Source organism: Coleofasciculus sp. FACHB-1120 (assembly GCF_014698845.1).
Lineage (GTDB): Bacteria > Cyanobacteriota > Cyanobacteriia > Cyanobacteriales > FACHB-T130 > FACHB-T130.
Map to the genome: position 1 here is coordinate 212,877 of NZ_JACJTV010000004.1, position 18,828 is coordinate 231,704.

Here is an 18,828-nt window from a genome sequence, read left to right on the forward strand (position 1 = left end):
TATTTGATTATTGATTAGTTTTCAGTTGTCACTTGTTATGAGTCATTAGTCATGAGTCCTTTGCGGCAAACTCCCAATGACTAATGACCAGGATTAATCCACCTCAGATGCCATTGCTCGCACAATATCCCCACGGGTGAGGATACCAATCACCTGAGCATTTTTATCAATCACCGGCAAGCGGCGAACATTTCGCTCGTGCATCAGCGCAGCGGCTTCCCGTAAAGGTTTTTCCTCGGTAATGGTAATGGCATCTTGGGTCATTACTTCCCCAACCGTTTGCCCCAGAGACTTGTGCAGGTCTCGTTCAAAAGTGGCTGGATTTTGCAGGTAAATCACGCTATCTAGAAACATGATGTAAGCCGGAGGAGTTACCCCTTTTTCTTGCCACATCAAGTCAGTTTCCGAGATAACGCCGACTAATTTGCCAGTTTGTTCGACTACTGGCAGACCGCTGATGTGTCGTTCTGCCAAGATTTGGATTGCCTCCTTGAGAGGCGTTTCAGGCCGTACCACGATTGGGTCACGACTCATAACATCGGCTACAGTTTTGGGCATACAAGGCTTAACTGCTGTCACAGGATAACTGGCTTAATTGTAAGGAATTGCAGGGATCAATTGTCTTTTGTCAGTTATCAGTTGCTGTTGACGAAGGGCTAAAGTCGGTTTCGCAGTAGGCGCGAAGGATATGTGTACAGTTTGCGATCGCGCCTAAATGGGCAATCTCGTAGCCATGTGTGTTTTGCGTCGGAAACGCCAGACACGCAGCACGGGCAACATGACCGAACTTCATTGCAATTGAGCCATCGCTGCCAAAACCGCTCAACGTCGCCAATTGCACGGGGATCTTCAGATTCTTGGCAACTTGCCGCAACTGATAATTTAAAGCTTCATCGTAGATCCCGTAACCATCTTGGGAAAGCAGCACCGGCGCGTTCCCATCGGCGATTGGGTATTCCGGAGCCAAAGGGCAGATTTCCAGCGCAATCAAAGCATCTACACGCTGCTTCTGAGTAAAGTACATTGCGCCAATTGCGCCGACTTCCTCCTTCGCAGATGCCACCAGATAAATATCAACTGGTGGCTGTTTTACCGTTTCAGCCAGCGCTAACAAAATTGCGACGGACGCTTTATTATCCAGCGTGTAACTGGCAATCCAATCATTCAACCGCACCGGACGCTTACGATGCTTCCCGACTACCATTCGGGTTCCCGGTCGAATTCCAGCTATTTCTAATTCTTCGGAGGTGCATTTGGTTTCCACCCAAGCGTCTTCCCAGCGCACTGGTTTGTCTTCCTGCTGGGATTTTTGGGGAGATTCGTGGGAAATGTGGCGCGATCCAAAAGACAGAATCCCGGTAATCGTTTGTTCATCTCCCAGTAAATCTACAGCGCCCTCACCATAAACCCACGGAAACGCGCCTCCCAGCCTGCGGACTTCTACCCGTCCCTCGTCGCCGACTTGTTTGACAATTCCGCCAATTTCGTCTTTGTGGGCGGTGATAGCGATGCCTCTGTCTTGCTTTTGACCGGCAATTTTCGCAATGATATTCCCGGCATTATCCTGCCAAACTTCGACTCCCAGCGCTTTAAATCGACTCATCAACAATTGGTCAATTTCTTCTTCCGCACCGCTGGGAGAATGGTGCAGCACTAATTCTTCAATGGTGTTAAATAGATTGTCGTAATCCAACAAAGCCATGCCTAAAAGTATGAAGTGTGAAATATCAAGGACGAAAGGTGAAATTTAGCCTTAACACGAACCTTTTCATCCTTGAGTCTTCATCCTTTATACTTCAGTCTTGATTGAGCTGGCTTTTGTCTGTTGGCGTTTCAGCACCAAACCCGCGCCTAAAGCACCAAACGCTAATATACCGAACGTAGAAGCCGGTTCAGGAACGCTTTTCTGGGAGTCGGAAACCAGTGCAGGCGTCAGCGTTGCAGAGGCGGATTGTCTTAATAGCTGATTATTACTAGCGATCGCAGATGCCTCAGTCTGTTGCCCTAGCACTGAAAAGGCATATTTTCCTAATATCTTATGAGCAGTCGTCGTCGGATGGATGTTGTCCCAGAACAAAAACTTGTCTGCATTAACAGCACAGGCAAATAATTTGTCTAAACAAGCCTCAGTAACATTTCTCAAACCGAATTCGCTCGGATTAGCGATGACCCGATCGAATAGAAAATTAGCATCAAGGGAGATAATATTGATGCTGTCACCTAGGTTCTGGCTCAAACCATTGAGAGTTGCGGCTAACCCGGAGTTATGAGTTGCTGTCAAGGCGCTGAGATTGGCTGAATTCGAGTTTGTCCGGGTGTCCGGGAGTTTCCCCAAATCTGGCAAGTTGACCACCATGATATTTTTAGCGCCGAATGTAGCAAGTGACGTTACTGCCGTCGATAAATTTCCGACTGGTATGGCAGCATTAGTTACGCCACCACCGATGTAGTCATTGCCACCCGCCCATACGATATATAACGCATCCGGATTAGCCGGTAAATTGGCGTTTTTGAAGTTATTAATCTGCTGCTGCAAGCCCGGTAAATTCAACACTACACGAGGAACGATATTGTTCAAAACGTTACTGTCTCCCGTAGTTGCACCACCGTAAGCGAGATTAATATTGGAATTTGAGGTTAATCCTAAATATTGGGCGAGATAGTCTACCCAAACTGGGCCATTGGAAAAACGTCCATCCGAGTAAACCGGGCTTGTAGGAATATATCCTTTCGTAGTATCAAACAGATTTCCATCATCTGAAAGGCTGTCACCGAAAACATAAATTTCATTAAAATTCTGAGGCGATAAGCTTGCTGCTTTTACTGCTGTTGGCAACCCAGCGATCGCGCTGAGGGGTAACGCACTCACAAGAAATACTACCCTCAGGCTAGAAAACACTTTTTGGAAGGACATTGTGTTTTTTCTGTAGTTAGGCTAGTGAATAAGTTTATTTGTCAATTAGTCTTTTACTAAATTGCTATTTGACAGCTAAAAACTTTTCTCTCTAAAGATACATTTTCTCTACCATCGCTCTTCTGCCATTCTAGGTAGCAGACAATAGGAATTTTTACATTTGTAGAGGTGTAGGAACGCCCAAAACTTGTAATTTTTAATTAAATTATATGAGTGGCAATTTTCAGTTAGTTCAACTATCTATCTCCAGCTATATCCAGCTTGGAGAAATTCTTCAATTTTTATAGGCTTCAAAGGTCAACGGTAGGAGAATTATGTCCATTACTCCATCAGATGCGATCGCTACAATCCCATTCTCAATCTTGCCTAGGTTTCTAATCTAAGACTGGTTTGACATCATCCATCTCATCTCTTTTTTTGCGGTCGCTTGTTTTATCAATTATTAGGATGATTTCTCGCCCATTTAAAACTTGCTAAATTAATTTAAACCCTTGATACCTCAACTGCTCTAACTGCTAGGAGAATGAGAAACATTTCATTATTTCCTTTCCCTGCAAATTATCTTTACTTAAAAGTTTTCCTGTTCAAGGATATAATATTTGTCGTGAGTTAAAGACATATCAGCACTCGCTTAAAACTAATACTAATTACGTAAATTATTGATAAGCTTATTTAATTTAGAAAATATATTATTTGAGGTCAGGAGTCCCTAAAATCTAAAAATTATCAAGTGTAAAACATCAAGGATGAACGGTGAATTTGGCTTTAACAGGAACGCCTTCATCCTTGAGTCTTCATCCTTTATCCTTCAGTTTTTATTGAGCTGGCTTTTTTCGGTTTGTGTCGCCGCAGCGAACCTGCTCCTAAAGCCCCGAAGGCTAATATCCCTAATGCCGAAGCCGGTTCCGGAACGCTTTTTTGAGGTTCGGATGCGGGTGTCAGCGCTGCAAATGCTAAGTCTGCCACTAGCTTATGACCAGCGGCTGTAGGATGGATTGCATCCCAGAACAAAAAACTGTCTGGGTTATCGCATACCTCGTAGTTTAAATCCAAGGGAGGAGCGTAGTTTTTTAGGCAAGAGTCAGTCACATTTGTGAAACCAAATTTCTCTTTATTTGTGATGGCATTGTTAAATAAAGAATTGACATCGAGGGATTTGAGGTTGATTCCCGTTAATGACTTGCTCAAACCAGCAAGAGTCCCGCTCAAGCCCAAGTTATGCAATTCGGTCAACTGGTTGAGACCGTTGGACACATTACTACCACCACTAAGACCGATGGGTGCCTTTCCCAAATCTGGTAAATTAGCCACGAGGAAATTTCGAGCGCCAAGGTTGAAAAGCGATGTCACCGCCGCCGATATATTCTGGACTGGCTCAGCCGGATTTGTAACGCCACCGACGTAATCATTGCCACCCGCCCAGACTATATATAGAGCTTCTGAGTCAGCAGATTGATTGGTTTGCGCCAAAACACTCTTAAAGAAGTCGATTTCCGTCTGCAATCCCGGCAAAAGCGAATTAATAATGATGTTACTGGTTCCTGAGGTAGCACCACCGGAAGCGAAGTTAATGCCATCGCTAGAGCTAGCACCTCCCGCAAGGTTGGTAAACAGAGCCGGAGCTAATCCCAACTTATCGGCTAAAGCCTCCACCCAGACTGGGCCATTAGAAAAACGTCCCTGATAGTAGGGTGGAGTTTGGGGAAAGAATCCTTTTGTAAGATTGAACACATTGCCAGGATCTGAGAGGCTGTCACCAAAGACGTACATTTTATCAAAGGACGCCGCTACTGCTTTAAGTGGCAATAGGAAAGAAAAAAGCACAAATCCTGTGGCTAGAATTTGTTTTTTCATAGTTATCTTTTTCTCCGTATTTTCTCCAACTCTATAGAGTTTTGGATGAAGTTCTTGCAAACCTCTCGCCAAATAATATAAAGTTTATGTGAATTTAAGGCTAGTTTCAGTGAAAACCCACAGGGGCAGTATTATAATTTATTCTTTCAGATTTTTTAATAGATTCTGACACTGCCTCCACCTACGCTTCTCAAAGGGGAGCTGTTGTATTCCAAAGAAAGCACGAAGCGATCGCTTACCTCCAGTAAGGGCTTTGCCTAATTGCGATCGCTTCATTGACTGCTTTTAATTGTCAAGCTATTGATTAGCAGAACTTGACGGTGTAGGCTCCGGCGTAGATGTTGCTGATGGCTGGCTCTGTTGACGCTGGCTCTGCAAAGCATCTTGAGCAGATACCCCTTCACCTTCAGCGCCAAAGTACCAGACAGCCGCCGCAGCCTCAGCCCTCGTCACGGGTTTTTTCGGCTGGAACAGCGTCGTATACCCAAAAACCCGCCGGATATTTGCCAATTCCCCATTTTGAAAATCTGCCAATACTGCCCGCAACGCCTTCGGCTCAGTTTTACCTGCATCCTGAAATCCCCACGTTTGCTTCACCGCGTCAACCGAAGCCGTGGGCAAGGTCTGGCGGGTATCTAGGGGCACTTTCCAGAGAATCAAGTTTTCGCGGGTAAGCGGTGCATCGGGGCGAAACAACACAGCGGTAGCATCACCCGTCAACCGACTGGGAATTAAACCTGCCTCCGCTAAACCTTGAATTGCAGGAAAATCAGGGTCGCTGCGGGGAATATCCTGGAAAGCCGGTTGGACATCTGTTGATGCTAAACGGATTTGCTTGCCCGGACTATTGCTATAAATCTGATTATTCGCAGCTACCAACCAACGCGCATACTGGCGGCGGGTGATGGTTTTATTTGGCTCAAACTGTTCGCCTGCGGCTGAATTACTCTTGGAACCACCAGAGTTGAGCGAAAGTACCCCCAACACTGCCAGGTTTTCTACGTACTGACGTAATTCTTGGGGTGCTTTGTTGATATCTGTAAATACAGAGGGTTGAGAAGGAGACCCCGGCTTGTCTGTTGTTGCCTCAGCCGTTGGCTGACTGGCGACCTCTGAGTTACTCGATGACGGTGCTGCTGCTGCGCTGCCGTCGCGGACATACTGAATCGTAAATTGTGTGGTACTAGCTGCACTACTCGCTGGACTATTAGCAGCAGCCGCTGGAGTCGGTGAGGGTGTTGAGATAAAACTATTACTACCCGAACCTGACTGGATGGAAACGGTAACTTTCAGGTTATTCTGGCGAGCTACTAAGGTATCTGTTGGAGGAACAGCACCCTCCTCAGTCTCAGTTGGCTGACTCACAATTTCCCAGTTATTCGATTGAAATTCCTTCTGGTAAAAGCTTTGGACAGAGTTGCTGGGGTCAGTAGTCGTCCAACGAAGGGTCTGTCCTTGATTGGGATCGGATGTTGATGGAGTGACTTCTTGCAGCTGAGCCTCTGGATAGACGGGAATCTCCGATGGGAAATCAGAGGGAAGTGCAACAAGCGTTTCGTTCGGAGAGTTATTTTGAGATGGCAACCCAAACGCAGCCGGATTGTCCTTAAGTTTAGGGTCTGCTGCGAGCGATCGCTCTAGTGCTTCACTGTTGGTACTATTGGCGCAAGCACTTAAGGAAATCAGCAAGCAACCAATAAATCCGGTAAGTATAACAGGACGTTTAGAAAATAACACAGCAAAAACTGGAGAACACATCTTCCTTCCTACGCTAGCGCAGATAGTGAAGACAGTTTCCAGTTCTTGGTTAAGTTCCTGTTAGTTGCTTTCAAAAGCCATAATCTTTTTCTAAGAGTCTAACTCTAGCGTCACTTTCTCGTGAAAACGCTTATGCAGTTGACTGCCTACAAACGCTAGAGCAACTAAAGCCATACCCGCAATTCCAGTAGGCTCTGGTACCTGGTGAGTTACTGCAACAACTGGCGCTGGTGGCAAAATTGCTCCAGCCAGTGCAACGCCATCATTGCCACACTCAAGAAACATGTTAGCAACGTAGTCTCCAAAGCCAAGAAGAGACTTGTTCAACTGGAACCCAATGGTTTGATCTCCACTTGCCAAAAAGTGACTAAAATCAAGCCCAGCGGCACTCAATGCAGAGGCGGTGAGCATGGTAATGTCACCCACTTTTGTACCTGAGCCAATTACATTGAGAATAGAACCTTCCCCGAAGTATGCATAAGCATCAGTTTTAGTAGCCAAGTCCGTCCCTTGAGTATTCTGTTTATTCCATCCAGAATCATAGTATTGCTTCAAACTGCTATATCCGTCGTTCGTTGCAGTGACGCTAGCAGCTTGGACATTTTTGTAGACGCCAGTGCTGGAAACTATTGAGTCGTTAGTCCCAGCAAAGCGAATCCCAAACAAACTGTTTGCATCACTGGCAGCTTTAAAAGTTTTATCAGTGAAATTGAAGAATAAATCTCCCCAACCAATGTTTTTGTCAGCAGCGCCACTCGCGTAAGTTCCTGTCAAGGGCGTACCACCAGTCAGAGCGACAAAAATGCTGTCACTGGTTTCCTTGATTGCCATCCCTTTAATTTCATAAGCTGACCCACCAGAGCCATCATTAAAGGCATCAATGCTATAGTTCCAATCTTTGTGTATTGTTCCCGCGTTAGCCTGCTGTCCAGTCATAGAAATAAAGCAGAGAGTCGCCGTAGCACCAGCCATTAAGGTTGCAATATTACGCAATTTCATATTATGAAAACTCCTTTCGTTTGCCCTAAGTTTATGTCATTTCTTAATTTGTAACAGTAACTTTGTTGATTGTCTCTAGATAATTTCTCGGAAATTTTTGTTTTTGGCAAAACCTCAAAAACGCAAAGATTTTATAAAAGTGTATATATTAAGTCAGTATTTTTTTGTAAAAACATAAAGCTTAGTTTATAGACTCAGTAAATCCATTTAAATAAGCACAAGAAGAATCTTTAAAAATTGAGAAGTATTACAGTCTGCTTAAATCCAATGGATCTAAACCAGAGGTCGCGTGGTATCTTGGCTGAGAGCTGAAACAAGCCAAGACTGTCTCTGTGGCTAACAACGCCAGATATTTTTAGTTGAAACTTTTATGGCATCTGAGGAAAAGGATTTAGCCGCCGTCAACGAATCTCCACAATTTGCTACCTCAAACTCGACCCAACTGGGACTTCCGCCTGAGCTTCAGGCAGATGTTTCTTCCCAGGATGTAGTCAATCAAACTGAGGCAGTTGTTGCTGAGAAGACAAACCAAGAGCAACCCAAACGGGTAGATTCCGGCGGACACAAAGAAAAAAATGCAGCAGGAGGGGGAATATGGGAACAATTAAGAGAAAACCTGCAAATTCTGTTGATTGCGCTATGTTTAGCTCTTTTTATCCGAACATTTGTTGCAGAACCCCGCTATATCCCCTCTGACTCTATGCTGCCGACCTTGCAAGTGGGCGATCGCTTGGTAGTGGAAAAAGTCTCTTATCGCTTTCAGGCACCCCACCTAGGCGATATCGTAGTTTTTGACCCTCCCCAGAAATTGCAAATTCAAGGCTACGCGAAAGACCAAGCCTTTATTAAACGGGTGATTGGCACACCGGGTCACGTCGTTAAAGTTCAAAATGGCAAGGTTTACGTGGATGACTCGCCTCTCCAGGAAGACTACATCGCAGAACCCCCAGAATATCAGTGGGGACCAGCGCTGGTGCCTGAAGACCAGGTATTAGTTATGGGAGATAACCGTAATAACAGCAACGACTCCCACGTTTGGGGCTTCTTACCCCAAGAAAATATCATTGGTCGCGCCTTCTTCCGCTTCTGGCCTCTTAGCCGGATTAGCCGCACTTAAGTCAAAGTTTTGAGTGATGAGTTTTATGTGTGTTCAATTCAAAACTGAAAACTCATCACTTTTCCCAATAAGTTATTCAAAATCGCAAATAATGCATTAATTGGGCAGTTAGATTTCCAGGAAGCGATAGCCGTTGCTGGAAATCAACTAGGTTGCGGTACGACCCCGCAACGAGACGATTTTGCACTACTGTGACGGCGAGAACCGCGTCAATCAATGGAATCTGCATCAGTTCTTCGACAGACGCTGTATTCGGGTTGATGAGTTGCGGCGTTGCCAAACTAGAGTCGTCGTAGTAACAAAATCTAATCACTGCCTCTAGAGGTTTTAGCCGAGCGGGTGGCATTCCTAGTGCTGCTGCAATATCCTCTATGCAGAAAAATTGAACGCCAGATCGAGCAAGGGAAACGAGCGATCGCGCTTGATGAATTGATAACCCTGGTAATCTCAGCCAATCGTCTACACTTGCCTGATTTGCATCAATCTTGATACCAAGTTCCGCTGCGATCGCAATTTCTTGAGTGGATTGCAGGCGGTAGTAGGGATCGTTCAAAATCCTGCCCCGAATTGACTGCAAATTTGGATTTAATCGAGCTGCGGGTGGTAGCCATTCAAACATTCCCATAAATGTCAAGCGATGCGATCGAGCCATTGACGGCGCTTTTGCTCAAATTCATATTCTGAGATCAGTCCCTCTTCCCGCAGGCTGTCCAGTTGGCGCAAGGCATCTGCGATCGCACCCACCCGATCGGGATCGACGCCGACGGAGGAGGCAGCCGGTTCCACGCCCAGATTAAAATTCCGGTCAAACTCATCCCCATCTTGCACTAAATACCAAAACCCTTCAATCGCGCTAGCAATCCGAGGAATCGGTGTCCCCCACGACAAGAGCAAATAAGCCAGACCCCATACCGGCTGTCCCATATAAAACTTGTGGAATCCAGCAACGGGTATCACTGCCCCCACCAACGCCAAGATAGCTGCAACTTTTCGATTTTTTGCCTTTGTTAACATGAACCGCACCACTCCATGACCCCTTGGCTCTTGCTTGCAGACTGATTTCCTGCTTCCTGAAGCTGCTGCCAAATTTTACTGCCAAATTTTCCGCAAAAAAGCTTAGGGAAAGCAGAGAATTTTCCTATCGAGACCATACTTGCGATGGAAGCAATTGTCTTCTTCCATAATATTGATTTTCTCCCTTGAGAAGGCTTGCAGATGCTGGGCGCTGATGATTAGTCAAAAACTGGATATGCTTTACTAAAAGCTTGTCAATGGTAGGCAGGTGATAAGATGCCATCTTGGACAATCGGTATTGCTATCTTACTCGGCTTGATTTTGCTGCTAGCTATTTTTTTCTGGCAGTTTCGCAACTTACAATCTTCAGCTAAACAATCATCCGTTAAGCAAAGTAAGCATCAGCGTCGCCAACCCACCATTAAGCTACAAAACAAGCTGCTGAGACTGTTGAGTGGGGATAGGGCAGCTGCGATGCGGCTAGTGGAGCGGGTAAAACAGAGGCATCCGGGTAAATCGGAGGAATGGTATTGGGAAAAAGCGATCGAGGATTTAGAGCGCGATCGCCGTTAATACGGAAAACCGAATATAACGGAAACATTGGGCTGCACTAAAATGATACTCAAAGCAGTAAACTTCTCCTTGGCGGGGAAGCCCATTAACGGGAAAAATAAAAGGCTATGGGATTTTTTGATTCAGAAATTGTTCAGCAAGAAGCCAAGCAGCTGTTTGAAGATTATCAATCCCTGATCCAACTGGGAAGCCACTACGGCAAATTTGATCTGGAAGGAAAAAAGATTTTCATTGAGCAAATGGAAGCCATGATGGATCGCTATCGCGTCTTTATGAAGCGATTCGAGCTATCTGATGATTTCATGGCTCAAATGACAGTACAGCAGCTACATACCCAGCTTGGTCAATTTGGCATCACTCCGGCTCAAATGTTTGACCAAATGAACCTCACTTTAGAGCGGATGAAATCCGAACTGTCCAGCCAACCCTAAAGATTTTGGATTTTGGATTTAATCCAAAATCCAAAGTCTCAAGTTAGCGGGGTCGCTCAAATTTGGAAGGCGAGTGGAAGTATTGCACGGGTTCACCAGACATCGCCGTTGACATAAAATCGCGCCAAATTGGAGCGGCGTACTGACCCCCTGTGACACCACCGCCTAAGCTGCGGTTGTTATCCTTGCCAATCCAAACAGCCGTTGACATCTGCGGGACATAGCCCACAAACCAAACATCTTTCTCTAAAGAAGTCGTACCCGTCTTACCAGCAGCTGGACGACCTATTTGTGCAGCTTTCCCCGTACCGCCAGTGATTACCCCTTGCAGCACTTGAGTCAGAGATGCAGTCGCCCACTGGTCTAAAACCAAACGGCGTTTCGGAGTGTTATCAAGCAACACATTGCCTTGGCTGTCTGTTACCCGAACAATCATCGTGGTGTCGGAATGCCAGCCATTACTGGCAAACGTGGCATAGCCGCCAGCCATTTCTAAAGGCGTTACACCAATCGCTCCCAGAGGTAAGGAAATCACTGGCTCAATCGGACTCTTAAAACCAAGCGTCCGTAAGGTTTCAATCACCTTGTCCAGCCCCACAGACCGTCCAATTTTCACCGCAGGCACGTTAGCAGAGACGACGAGCGCTTGGCGAATGCTCATCGCACCAGAGTAGCCGCCGCCATAGTTTTTGGGAGAGTAATAGCCCCCTCCATCTCGATAGCTGACTGGCGAATCGTAGACAGTAGAATAAGGCGAATATTTGCCAGTCGCGAACGCCGTGTAGTAAACAAATGGTTTAAAGGCAGATCCTGGCTGACGTAGCGATTGGGTTGCCCGATTAAACTTACTTTTTTTGTAATCAACCCCGCCAACCAAAGCTTTCACAAAATGCGTCCGAGGATCGACTGCCACCAGAGCGATTTGGTTGTTATAAACTCCCCAACCCTGAAGTCTTCTATGCCAACGACTAACCTTTTGTTCCGCCATCCGCTGGAATTTGTAGTCGATGGTAGTTTGGACTCGCATTCCCCCTTTTTCCACTGCATCTGAACCAAAGCGCTCTTTCAACTCAGCCACGACTGCATCTGTTATGTAAGGCAGTTCGCTGGTTTGCCAAGAAGTCAGCTGACCCTTTTTAATCGTTAGTTTGCGGGCGGCTGCTTCCTCTTGAGCTGTAATCCACCCCAACTCCCGCATCCGACCCAACACTTGCGCTTGCCGCTGTTTGGCGAGCTTGATATTGGTGAAAGGACTGTAATCTTCTGGAGCCTGAATCATCCCTGCCAACATTGACGCCTCTGCCAAGTTGAGGTCAGCAGCTTTTTTGCCAAAGTAGCTTTCAGATGCAGTTTGGACACCATAATTGTTGTGACCCCAATACACCTGATTGAGGTACATTTCTAAAATTTGGTCTTTTTTAAAGATTTGCTCCAAACGAATTGCGAGTACAGCTTCAGCAATTTTGCGGCTAAAGGTACGCTTGCGAGAAAGAAATAGATTTTTCACCAACTGCATGGTGATTGTCGAACCGCCCTCTACAACCGCGCCCTTCTGCCAGTTTGCTCGGACAGCACGACCCACGCTGTTAGGGTTGATGCCTTGGTGGAAGTAAAAGTGACTATCTTCAATTGCGAGAACCGCCCGCTTTAGTTCGGGAGAAATTGCGTCAAGGGGGACAATTTCGCGGTTGGCTTCGCCGTGGAGACTGGCAAGGTGCTTGCCTTTAACATCGTAAATGTAAGACGTTTCCGTGGGTGTATAGCTGCGGAGAACGCGCACATCTGGCAAATTACGGAAGCTAATTGCTAATCCAACCAGTCCACCAGCGACTACCGAACTGGTAAGCATGGTGATGCCGAGGAGGGTTCCGCCCGTTGCTTTCCCGACTCCCTGCATGAACTTAAAAAGCGGTGGGACTGGCTCTCGCGGGTGTTTGTCTTGAATAGTGCTAGACGACACGGGGATTTCACTTCCTCACTAAAAAATGTGGGACTTGGGTGTTGGGCAACTGGATAGGGCTTTGCTGATTGAAATTACAAAGGCTTTCCAGGGGCAGCCGGAGGGCGGACGATTTTAAAATCTGTCCGGGAATGCGGTCGGGAGGTCAGACCGGGGAGGAAACTGATCTGCTATAGCAGCATAAGTGCAGCCTGTTCCTGGAATTTTTTAATCGGGCATGGAGATTTTAACAATTTTTGCAAATTATACTAATCTGATTTGCCTTGGACTTGCATTACATACAAATATAGTGATTAGTTACCATACCCGATTGAGTTTTGGCAAAGCATGACCGCTAGTGTATCATCGGCAAAAACGCCTTCAGAAGCCCTCAGTTGGCTCTATCGCGGCGTCAGCGAAATTTTTCCCAATCAGCCTGATTCTTCTGACCCGGCGGAGAATTTGGCTCAACGGTTAGCGCAGACTGACCGACCTTTGCGGGTGAAGTATGGGATCGATCCGACGGGTGCAGAGATTCATCTCGGTCATACTATCCCGATGCGAAAGTTGCGATCGCTTCAGGATGCTGGTCACACGGCTGTTCTAATTCTGGGGGATTTTACGGCTCGGATTGGCGATCCGACGGGGAAGTCTGAGGTACGCCGCCAGCTGACAGCGGAGGAAGTGGCTCAAAATGCCCAGACGTATCTAGATCAGGTGCGTCCAATCCTAGATTTTGATACGCCGGGACGGTTAGAAATTCGTTACAACTCCGAGTGGCTTGGCAAACTGGATTTGGCAAAGATTCAGGAGTTACTCGCCACGATGACGGTGGGACAGATGCTGGCGAAGGAGGGGTTTGCTCTCCGCTTTGAACAAGAAAATCCGATTTATCTGCATGAGTTTCTCTACCCATTAATGCAGGGTTATGATTCTGTGGCGGTAGAAGCGGATGTGGAGTTGGGAGGAACCGATCAGAAATTTAATATTGCCGTGGGGCGAGATTTACAGCGGCATTTTGGTCAGAAACCTCAGTTTGGGGTGTTGATGCCGATTTTGATCGGGACAGATGGCGTTCAGAAAATGTCGAAGTCTCTGGGCAATTATGTGGGGCTATCAGAACGCTCGACTCCGATGTATCAGAAGCTGGAAAAGATTCCAGATGAGCTGTTGGAGCAGTATTTTGAACTCCTGACGGATCTGCCTTTGGATCGGCTGCCAGAAACTCCGCGCGATCGCCAGCAAGAACTTGCCTTCGAGATTGTGAGGCAATACCACGGTCAGCAAGCAGCGGAGGAAGCGAGGAAGGGAAAAACTGACGATGTACCGGAATTTTCGCTTTCGAGCGTGCAATTTCCGGCTAAGTTTTTCTACATTGTCGGTGCTAGCGGTCTGTGTAAAAGTAGTTCGGAAGCACGGCAGCGAATACAAGAGGGTGGCGTGCGACTAGATGGCGATCGCGTTGACACGATCGATCTCGTCTTTGATACGCCCGAACAACTAGCCGGACGCATCCTGAGTGTCGGTAAAAAGCGATTTGTCCGCCTTGTAAGCTAATGTGAGCGAGTGAATTGAAATCACTCGGTTATCTAGTCGATTCTTCCAGCCTTACTCCTACCCGTGAACCCAAATCCTACTCGCCTAAAATCCCCTAAGTCAGTCACAGAGCGCATCATCGTGCCACTGGATGTGCCGACAAAGGAAGCCGCGATCGCGCTGCTCGATCAATTGCCCCAAGTATCATTCTGGAAGGTGGGGCTAGAGCTATTTGTCAGCACCGGCCCGGAAATCTTGACGGCGCTCAAAGACCGGAAAAAGCGAATTTTTTTGGATCTGAAGTTTCACGATATCCCTAACACCGTTGCTGGGGCTTGTCGCGCCGCTGCCCGCTACGGAGTGGATTTAGTCACCATTCATGCAACAGCCGGTCGCGGTGCCTTGCAGGGGGCAGTAGCAGGGGCACAGGAGGGCGCAGAGGAGGGAGGGGTGACACCCCCCAATTTAATTGCGATTACGTTATTGACCAGTCTCACCTCGCGTCAGCTAGCCTTTGAGCTAAAAATACCGCTAGAACTGCCAGAGTATGCCTTACAGATGGCGCTGCTAGCCAAAGAAGCGGGGCTGGCTGGGGCGGTTTGTTCCCCCCAAGAGGCAGAACAGCTGCGGCAGACTTGTGGCGATGATTTTCTGCTAGTGTGTCCGGGTGTGCGTCCCTCTTGGGCAGAAGCGGGAGATCAGAAGCGATCGCTTACCCCCGCCCAAGCCTTCCAAGCAGGCGCTGATTACCTAGTGATTGGGCGTCCGATTACCGCCGCCTCTGACCCCGTTGCGGCTTGGGCAAGAATTTGCGATGAGCTTACAGGGGTTTGATGAACTTAGGTCGAAAGCGTCAGTTGTCAGGAGTTAGGCGGTTACTTCTGGTTTCTAGCTGTTCTCTGTTCGCTGCACTCAGCCCTCAACAAGGTCAAGGAAACTCCGCCCTAGCACTCAACAGGGGCAGGGAAACCCTGTCCCTACAGCGTTCTGCTTGCCCCAATAATGTAGAAAGCCTCACACTTCTACTTCTTCGAGATTTACCCAGTTATGCGAACCGGGTCAATCAACGTGCCCGACGGCGCAGCAGAAAAGTTGACATTTCTTCGAGTTCTGTGATTGTCGCTGGACGCCCAGAATTTGAGCCGCTTAGCCTGGGGCCCGGTCAATATACCCCAACGACTCCAGCGGAACTTGCCCCACCCTCCAAACAGGTCTTCATTACCACCTTGGAGCGACAATATACGGCTGGCAAGCTGATTGAATTACAGCAGTATCACTGGCTATTTCTGACTCAAACTGACAGCGGTTGGGGCCTATCGCTTATGTTTTCTCGTACTGGCCCTTATCCGGGAGGACGACCCCCGACGCCGCCGCGCGATAGCAGTAATGGCATCGTTGGTCAGGCAATTCGGAATTGGTTGCAAGATTGCCGGGTGGGAAAAGTGCGATCGCTTTAAATCTCTGAACTCTCACAAATATGAGCAGTTCTCAAGCAGTTACCCTACAGTTTTGACCTCTTTTCAAGCCTCTTTGGGGGAATATTAGATTATTCCTTTAGAGAGATGTAGGAAGGGGGTTCGGAGGTTAAGTTTGGTCTGCATACCTCACCCAACTTAAAATAGCCGATAAGTGTGCGTTTTTAGGGGAAATCCTGTAACTACAATGGTGATTCAGCCAAATTTTATTTGAATAATGGCTTTCCTCCCATGCGTCTCAGTCATTTTTCCTCAAACGTTATTTATAGGAAAGTTTTAAGTATGAGTAGTCAAACATAGCTTTTAAAAATGCGAGCGGTATCTATCTAAAGTTTTAAAAGTTTTACTTTCATAGATTACATAATTGATTCAAATCAAACTTTTGTATCCTTCACGACATTTGCCAATTATCCCGAAATTTTACGCACGTCGAGAAGCATCCTAATTTTATTTCCGTAATTTTAACGATGAACTTAATTAATCTTTACTATTAAGATGCGATGGTGTAAAATTGTTCTAAAGATTCAACCGAAAAGTGCTGAATTATTTGTCTGAAAATTGGCAACTTGACGGGGATGAAATGGCATTAAGTATGGAGCTTTAGTCATCTAACTCAAGTTTGAACTTAAAGCTGGATAACTAAAGTTGTAGCTTAACCCTTTGCTATATCTTAGGAGCATCCGTCAGTGAAAACCTTCGACTAATACCTTTCATCAACGTTTCTAGATAGGTAACTACCCATGAGGATTAAAAGAATGAATTTTCAGCGTACATCAACTTTTCTATGCTTAGCTGCTGGAACAGTTTTAACGATTTCTAGTTCAGCGCAAGCCGCAACCTTCCAAACTAACGTTAGCCAAAAAGGCGACCCTGAGGCAGATATTTTTCTTGAGTCTATTACTCAGAATGACATCACATTTGATAGTTTTAATCTTGTAAAAGAGGCTGAAATCCTCTTTAATACTCCCATTAGTCTCACGGGTAAGAATGGAGAAACGTCTGATCCAGAAGCCGGTGGCTCCATCAATAACACGGGTGCCGCTAGCACGGACAAAGGCGATGAAGCGAGTACGCCAGACGGTGTTGAAGTATCTGGACTGGAAGACCCCACCGACGCTGAAATTGCCGCTTATTTAGGCAACCAAAACCTCAACAACATTATTGATACTGAGGATGAGGATGAGGCTTCCTTTAGTATCAACCTTTTCTTCGACAACCTAGTTAAGGCCGATAATACAGGATTAGACAACCTCTTTTTCTGGGAACGAGGCAAGAACAGCGATTTAGGTATTCAAGCAATTGACAAAGCTGGTAACCTGATTGGTAATTTCCTCAAACTAAACCGAAACGATCAGTTTGCCGCAGGCTACAACATTGACACAATGGAACTTAGTAGAAATCAGCGAGTTGGTTCCTGGGGGGTTAGCTTAGAGGAATTAGGAATTACTTCTTTAGCGGGTATCCGAGTGACAGCAGATCCTAGTTACAATGGACCTGACTTTAAAGTAGTCGCTAGAGGACAAAACGAAGCAGTTCCTGAACCAGCCACGCTTGCTGGCTTGGGTTTGGTAGCCGGAGCGTTGATGACAGTTCGTCGGCGTCGAAGCAGCAAAGCTAGCTAGTTTTTAGAGACGATTTACGTTCATAAAGACTGAGTGGAAATGAAAATGAGGACTGCTAAAGTGGATAACGCTCTAGCCCTCATTTTTTATTTCTTCGGATCTAACTTTCTTTTTCATCTCATCATATTTAAATATAAAATAATTGCACTGCTGGGATTTATCAATTTAGCTTCATTTTGATATTTCTATCAGTTTGGAATTTATCACATTACCCATCAACAATAGATTTTATCCTTATGTTTATCGGTTATTTTTATCACTTTGTCATAAAAAGGGTTTATTAACCGAATGAACTTGTATACAGTTGTGGGCGGGCACAGGTTTTGTTCTATGAATGAGCGAAAAATCTAGTTTAAGTAGAGAAGGCCAGATAGCGATCGCGCTTGATAATTTCAGGAAATGCGATCGCATTAACGATTGTGCGTCTAGGTGCGATCGCGCAAGTTTTCAGCTATTGGTAAAAAGATACTAAGAGCGTATCAATTCGCGAGATTCTTGCTGCACACGACCAGCCATTGCTGCTTGCTGCAAACTCATAAAGGCATTTAGGTCTTCCCAGCTATATTTTGTTGTCTGTAAAAGCTGGCGTAGTTGAGACTCTGATGCTAACGTTAAATAACCTGTTGCCAAAGCCTTTTGGACTACTTCGCGGATCAAAACCATATCAACCTCTGAAACTGGTAGTGATAAATATTCTGGAGGGCGATCGGACTCGCTTCAGCAGAGGAAACAAGTGCGATCGCGTTTATTCTTGTATCAATCAGCTGAGGCTGGAATCTAGAGCTTTCTGTTGCTGTTTGCGCTTCAGTACCGAACCGACACCGAAAGCACCAACCGCTAAGATACTGAATACAGAAGAAGGTTCAGGTACGGGTACTGTTTCCTTAGCTTCTTCAACTACAGGAAAATCAACTACAAAGACAACATCGTTGAAATCCCGGTCAGACCCTTCATTTCTACCTCCGGTTGCACCTTTTTCTCCAAACCAATCCTCAATACCAAGTACAACATAGCCTTTATATTCGTAGGCAATAAGGTGATCTAGTCCATCTGGATTAGAAGCTGGATTTGCACCATAAGTGTCTATTTGACCATCAGTGTCATTTGTAGTTTCCAGTAGAAAGTCGAACAAGGTACCAGCTTTAAAAGAGCCTAAATTCACCCAGTCGCCTATATGGAGTGTTCCCTGTGTCTCCGGTAGTTGACACTCAGTGTCAATACAAGAGATATTTCCAAAAATCGATGCGGAAGGCTGAGTATTATAGCCATTTGCTATATATTTTAACTGATTACTTAGTTTTCCGGCACCTTCATTGAGAAGGAAAATACGAATCTCATGGTCAATTGCTAGCTTCAACTTAGTGGGATCTAACTTACTTGCGTTTGGGTTAGGAATTGCAATACCTTCTTGCTGAACGAATGGCTTAAACTCATCAATCAATTTTTTAAAGCCAGTCGTGTCAGAGTTAATGTTTTTGATGTCATAAGCTGAGGCAGGTGCGGTGGTAGAAAACAAGGTAGCAACAACCGTCAAAATAAAAAGCTTAATTTTCATTCAAATACTCCTTTTAGAGTCTGTAGGTGTAGCCATGAGAA

18 protein-coding genes are annotated in these 18,828 nt (G+C 46.0%); 7 read left to right on the forward strand and 11 right to left on the reverse strand.

The genetic code is table 11. The features are described 5' to 3' along the window. Window positions 1-93: 93 nt before the first annotated feature. From H6H02_RS06535 to H6H02_RS06560, 6 genes are all read right to left on the reverse strand, one after another. A complete protein-coding gene (locus H6H02_RS06535) occupies window positions 94-558 on the reverse strand; it encodes a CBS domain-containing protein (RefSeq protein WP_190815808.1) in 465 nt (154 codons plus the stop codon). 70 nt (window positions 559-628) lie between these two features. Next, window positions 629-1,702 carry a M28 family peptidase gene (locus tag H6H02_RS06540; protein WP_190815811.1) on the reverse strand — a complete coding sequence of 358 codons (1,074 nt, stop codon included), beginning with the start codon at window positions 1,700-1,702 and terminating at the stop codon, window positions 629-631. 87 nt (window positions 1,703-1,789) lie between these two features. Beyond that, on the reverse strand, window positions 1,790-2,914 hold the full coding sequence (locus H6H02_RS06545) for an SGNH/GDSL hydrolase family protein (protein WP_190815814.1): 1,125 nt from the start codon (window positions 2,912-2,914) through the stop codon (window positions 1,790-1,792). Window positions 2,915-3,715: 801 nt separating this feature from the next. Next, entirely contained in the window at window positions 3,716-4,768 is a 1,053-nt protein-coding gene (locus H6H02_RS06550) for an SGNH/GDSL hydrolase family protein (RefSeq protein WP_190815816.1), read from the reverse strand. A 297-nt stretch (window positions 4,769-5,065) separates the two neighbouring features. Further along, complete coding sequence (locus H6H02_RS06555; RefSeq protein ID WP_190815818.1) at window positions 5,066-6,526, reverse strand: S-layer homology domain-containing protein; 1,461 nt, start codon at window positions 6,524-6,526, stop codon at window positions 5,066-5,068. A 90-nt stretch (window positions 6,527-6,616) separates the two neighbouring features. Further along, window positions 6,617-7,525, reverse strand: coding sequence for an XDD3 family exosortase-dependent surface protein (locus H6H02_RS06560; RefSeq protein WP_199329020.1), 909 nt, complete (start codon window positions 7,523-7,525; stop codon window positions 6,617-6,619). Between the two features lie 592 nt (window positions 7,526-8,117). Between H6H02_RS06560 and lepB the strand changes: the two genes are divergently transcribed. Next, a complete protein-coding gene (gene lepB / locus H6H02_RS06565; RefSeq protein ID WP_347342575.1) occupies window positions 8,118-8,642 on the forward strand; it encodes a signal peptidase I in 525 nt (174 codons plus the stop codon). 76 nt (window positions 8,643-8,718) lie between these two features. Here the strand turns inward: lepB and H6H02_RS06570 are convergent, their stop codons facing one another. Both H6H02_RS06570 and H6H02_RS06575 read right to left on the reverse strand, forming a co-directional pair. Then, a complete protein-coding gene (locus tag H6H02_RS06570; RefSeq protein ID WP_190815994.1) occupies window positions 8,719-9,261 on the reverse strand; it encodes a helix-hairpin-helix domain-containing protein in 543 nt (180 codons plus the stop codon). 11 nt (window positions 9,262-9,272) lie between these two features. Then, a complete protein-coding gene (locus H6H02_RS06575; RefSeq protein ID WP_190534968.1) occupies window positions 9,273-9,656 on the reverse strand; it encodes an NINE protein in 384 nt (127 codons plus the stop codon). 276 nt (window positions 9,657-9,932) lie between these two features. Between H6H02_RS06575 and H6H02_RS06580 the strand changes: the two genes are divergently transcribed. Next, window positions 9,933-10,229, forward strand: coding sequence for a hypothetical protein (locus H6H02_RS06580; protein WP_190534971.1), 297 nt, complete (start codon window positions 9,933-9,935; stop codon window positions 10,227-10,229). Between the two features lie 107 nt (window positions 10,230-10,336). Next, window positions 10,337-10,660 (forward strand): DUF1825 family protein, encoded by a 324-nt coding sequence (locus tag H6H02_RS06585; RefSeq protein WP_190815822.1) that lies wholly within the window; start codon window positions 10,337-10,339, stop codon window positions 10,658-10,660. A 43-nt stretch (window positions 10,661-10,703) separates the two neighbouring features. Here H6H02_RS06585 and H6H02_RS06590 read toward each other — a convergent pair whose 3' ends face one another. Beyond that, a complete protein-coding gene (locus H6H02_RS06590) occupies window positions 10,704-12,620 on the reverse strand; it encodes a penicillin-binding protein 1A (protein WP_347342572.1) in 1,917 nt (638 codons plus the stop codon). A 327-nt stretch (window positions 12,621-12,947) separates the two neighbouring features. On the opposite strand from H6H02_RS06590, the gene tyrS reads away from it, so the two are divergent. The 4 genes from tyrS to H6H02_RS06610 all read left to right on the forward strand — a co-directional run bounded on the left by tyrS (window position 12,948) and on the right by H6H02_RS06610 (window position 17,232). Further along, window positions 12,948-14,156, forward strand: coding sequence for a tyrosine--tRNA ligase (gene tyrS, locus H6H02_RS06595; RefSeq protein ID WP_190815824.1), 1,209 nt, complete (start codon window positions 12,948-12,950; stop codon window positions 14,154-14,156). A gap of 63 nt (window positions 14,157-14,219) precedes the next feature. Next, window positions 14,220-14,969, forward strand: coding sequence for an orotidine-5'-phosphate decarboxylase (pyrF, locus tag H6H02_RS06600; protein ID WP_190815826.1), 750 nt, complete (start codon window positions 14,220-14,222; stop codon window positions 14,967-14,969). After that, window positions 14,969-15,592: a hypothetical protein gene (locus H6H02_RS06605; RefSeq protein ID WP_199329021.1), complete on the forward strand. Its 624-nt coding sequence runs from the start codon at window positions 14,969-14,971 to the stop codon at window positions 15,590-15,592. The genes pyrF and H6H02_RS06605 overlap by 1 nt, the downstream gene beginning before the upstream one ends. A gap of 773 nt (window positions 15,593-16,365) precedes the next feature. After that, entirely contained in the window at window positions 16,366-17,232 is an 867-nt protein-coding gene (locus tag H6H02_RS06610; RefSeq protein ID WP_190815828.1) for an exosortase-dependent surface protein XDP2, read from the forward strand. A gap of 468 nt (window positions 17,233-17,700) precedes the next feature. Here H6H02_RS06610 and H6H02_RS06615 read toward each other — a convergent pair whose 3' ends face one another. Further along, window positions 17,701-17,895, reverse strand: coding sequence for a hypothetical protein (locus H6H02_RS06615; protein ID WP_190815830.1), 195 nt, complete (start codon window positions 17,893-17,895; stop codon window positions 17,701-17,703). A 97-nt stretch (window positions 17,896-17,992) separates the two neighbouring features. Next, a complete protein-coding gene (locus tag H6H02_RS06620; RefSeq protein ID WP_190815832.1) occupies window positions 17,993-18,787 on the reverse strand; it encodes a DUF4114 domain-containing protein in 795 nt (264 codons plus the stop codon). Window positions 18,788-18,828: the final 41 nt, after the last annotated feature.

Coding starts and splice junctions, on each gene's coding strand:
- H6H02_RS06535 (WP_190815808.1), bottom strand. CDS start 558: ATGCCCAAAACTGTAGCCGATGTTATGAGTCGTGACCCAATCGTGGTA.
- H6H02_RS06540 (WP_190815811.1), bottom strand. CDS start 1,702: ATGGCTTTGTTGGATTACGACAATCTATTTAACACCATTGAAGAATTA.
- H6H02_RS06545 (WP_190815814.1), bottom strand. CDS start 2,914: ATGTCCTTCCAAAAAGTGTTTTCTAGCCTGAGGGTAGTATTTCTTGTG.
- H6H02_RS06550 (WP_190815816.1), bottom strand. CDS start 4,768: ATGAAAAAACAAATTCTAGCCACAGGATTTGTGCTTTTTTCTTTCCTA.
- H6H02_RS06555 (WP_190815818.1), bottom strand. CDS start 6,526: ATGTGTTCTCCAGTTTTTGCTGTGTTATTTTCTAAACGTCCTGTTATA.
- H6H02_RS06560 (WP_199329020.1), bottom strand. CDS start 7,525: ATGAAATTGCGTAATATTGCAACCTTAATGGCTGGTGCTACGGCGACT.
- H6H02_RS06570 (WP_190815994.1), bottom strand. CDS start 9,261: ATGTTTGAATGGCTACCACCCGCAGCTCGATTAAATCCAAATTTGCAG.
- H6H02_RS06575 (WP_190534968.1), bottom strand. CDS start 9,656: ATGTTAACAAAGGCAAAAAATCGAAAAGTTGCAGCTATCTTGGCGTTG.
- H6H02_RS06580 (WP_190534971.1), top strand. CDS start 9,933: ATGCCATCTTGGACAATCGGTATTGCTATCTTACTCGGCTTGATTTTG.
- H6H02_RS06585 (WP_190815822.1), top strand. CDS start 10,337: ATGGGATTTTTTGATTCAGAAATTGTTCAGCAAGAAGCCAAGCAGCTG.
- tyrS (WP_190815824.1), top strand. CDS start 12,948: ATGACCGCTAGTGTATCATCGGCAAAAACGCCTTCAGAAGCCCTCAGT.
- H6H02_RS06605 (WP_199329021.1), top strand. CDS start 14,969: ATGAACTTAGGTCGAAAGCGTCAGTTGTCAGGAGTTAGGCGGTTACTT.
- H6H02_RS06610 (WP_190815828.1), top strand. CDS start 16,366: ATGAATTTTCAGCGTACATCAACTTTTCTATGCTTAGCTGCTGGAACA.
- H6H02_RS06615 (WP_190815830.1), bottom strand. CDS start 17,895: ATGGTTTTGATCCGCGAAGTAGTCCAAAAGGCTTTGGCAACAGGTTAT.
- H6H02_RS06620 (WP_190815832.1), bottom strand. CDS start 18,787: ATGAAAATTAAGCTTTTTATTTTGACGGTTGTTGCTACCTTGTTTTCT.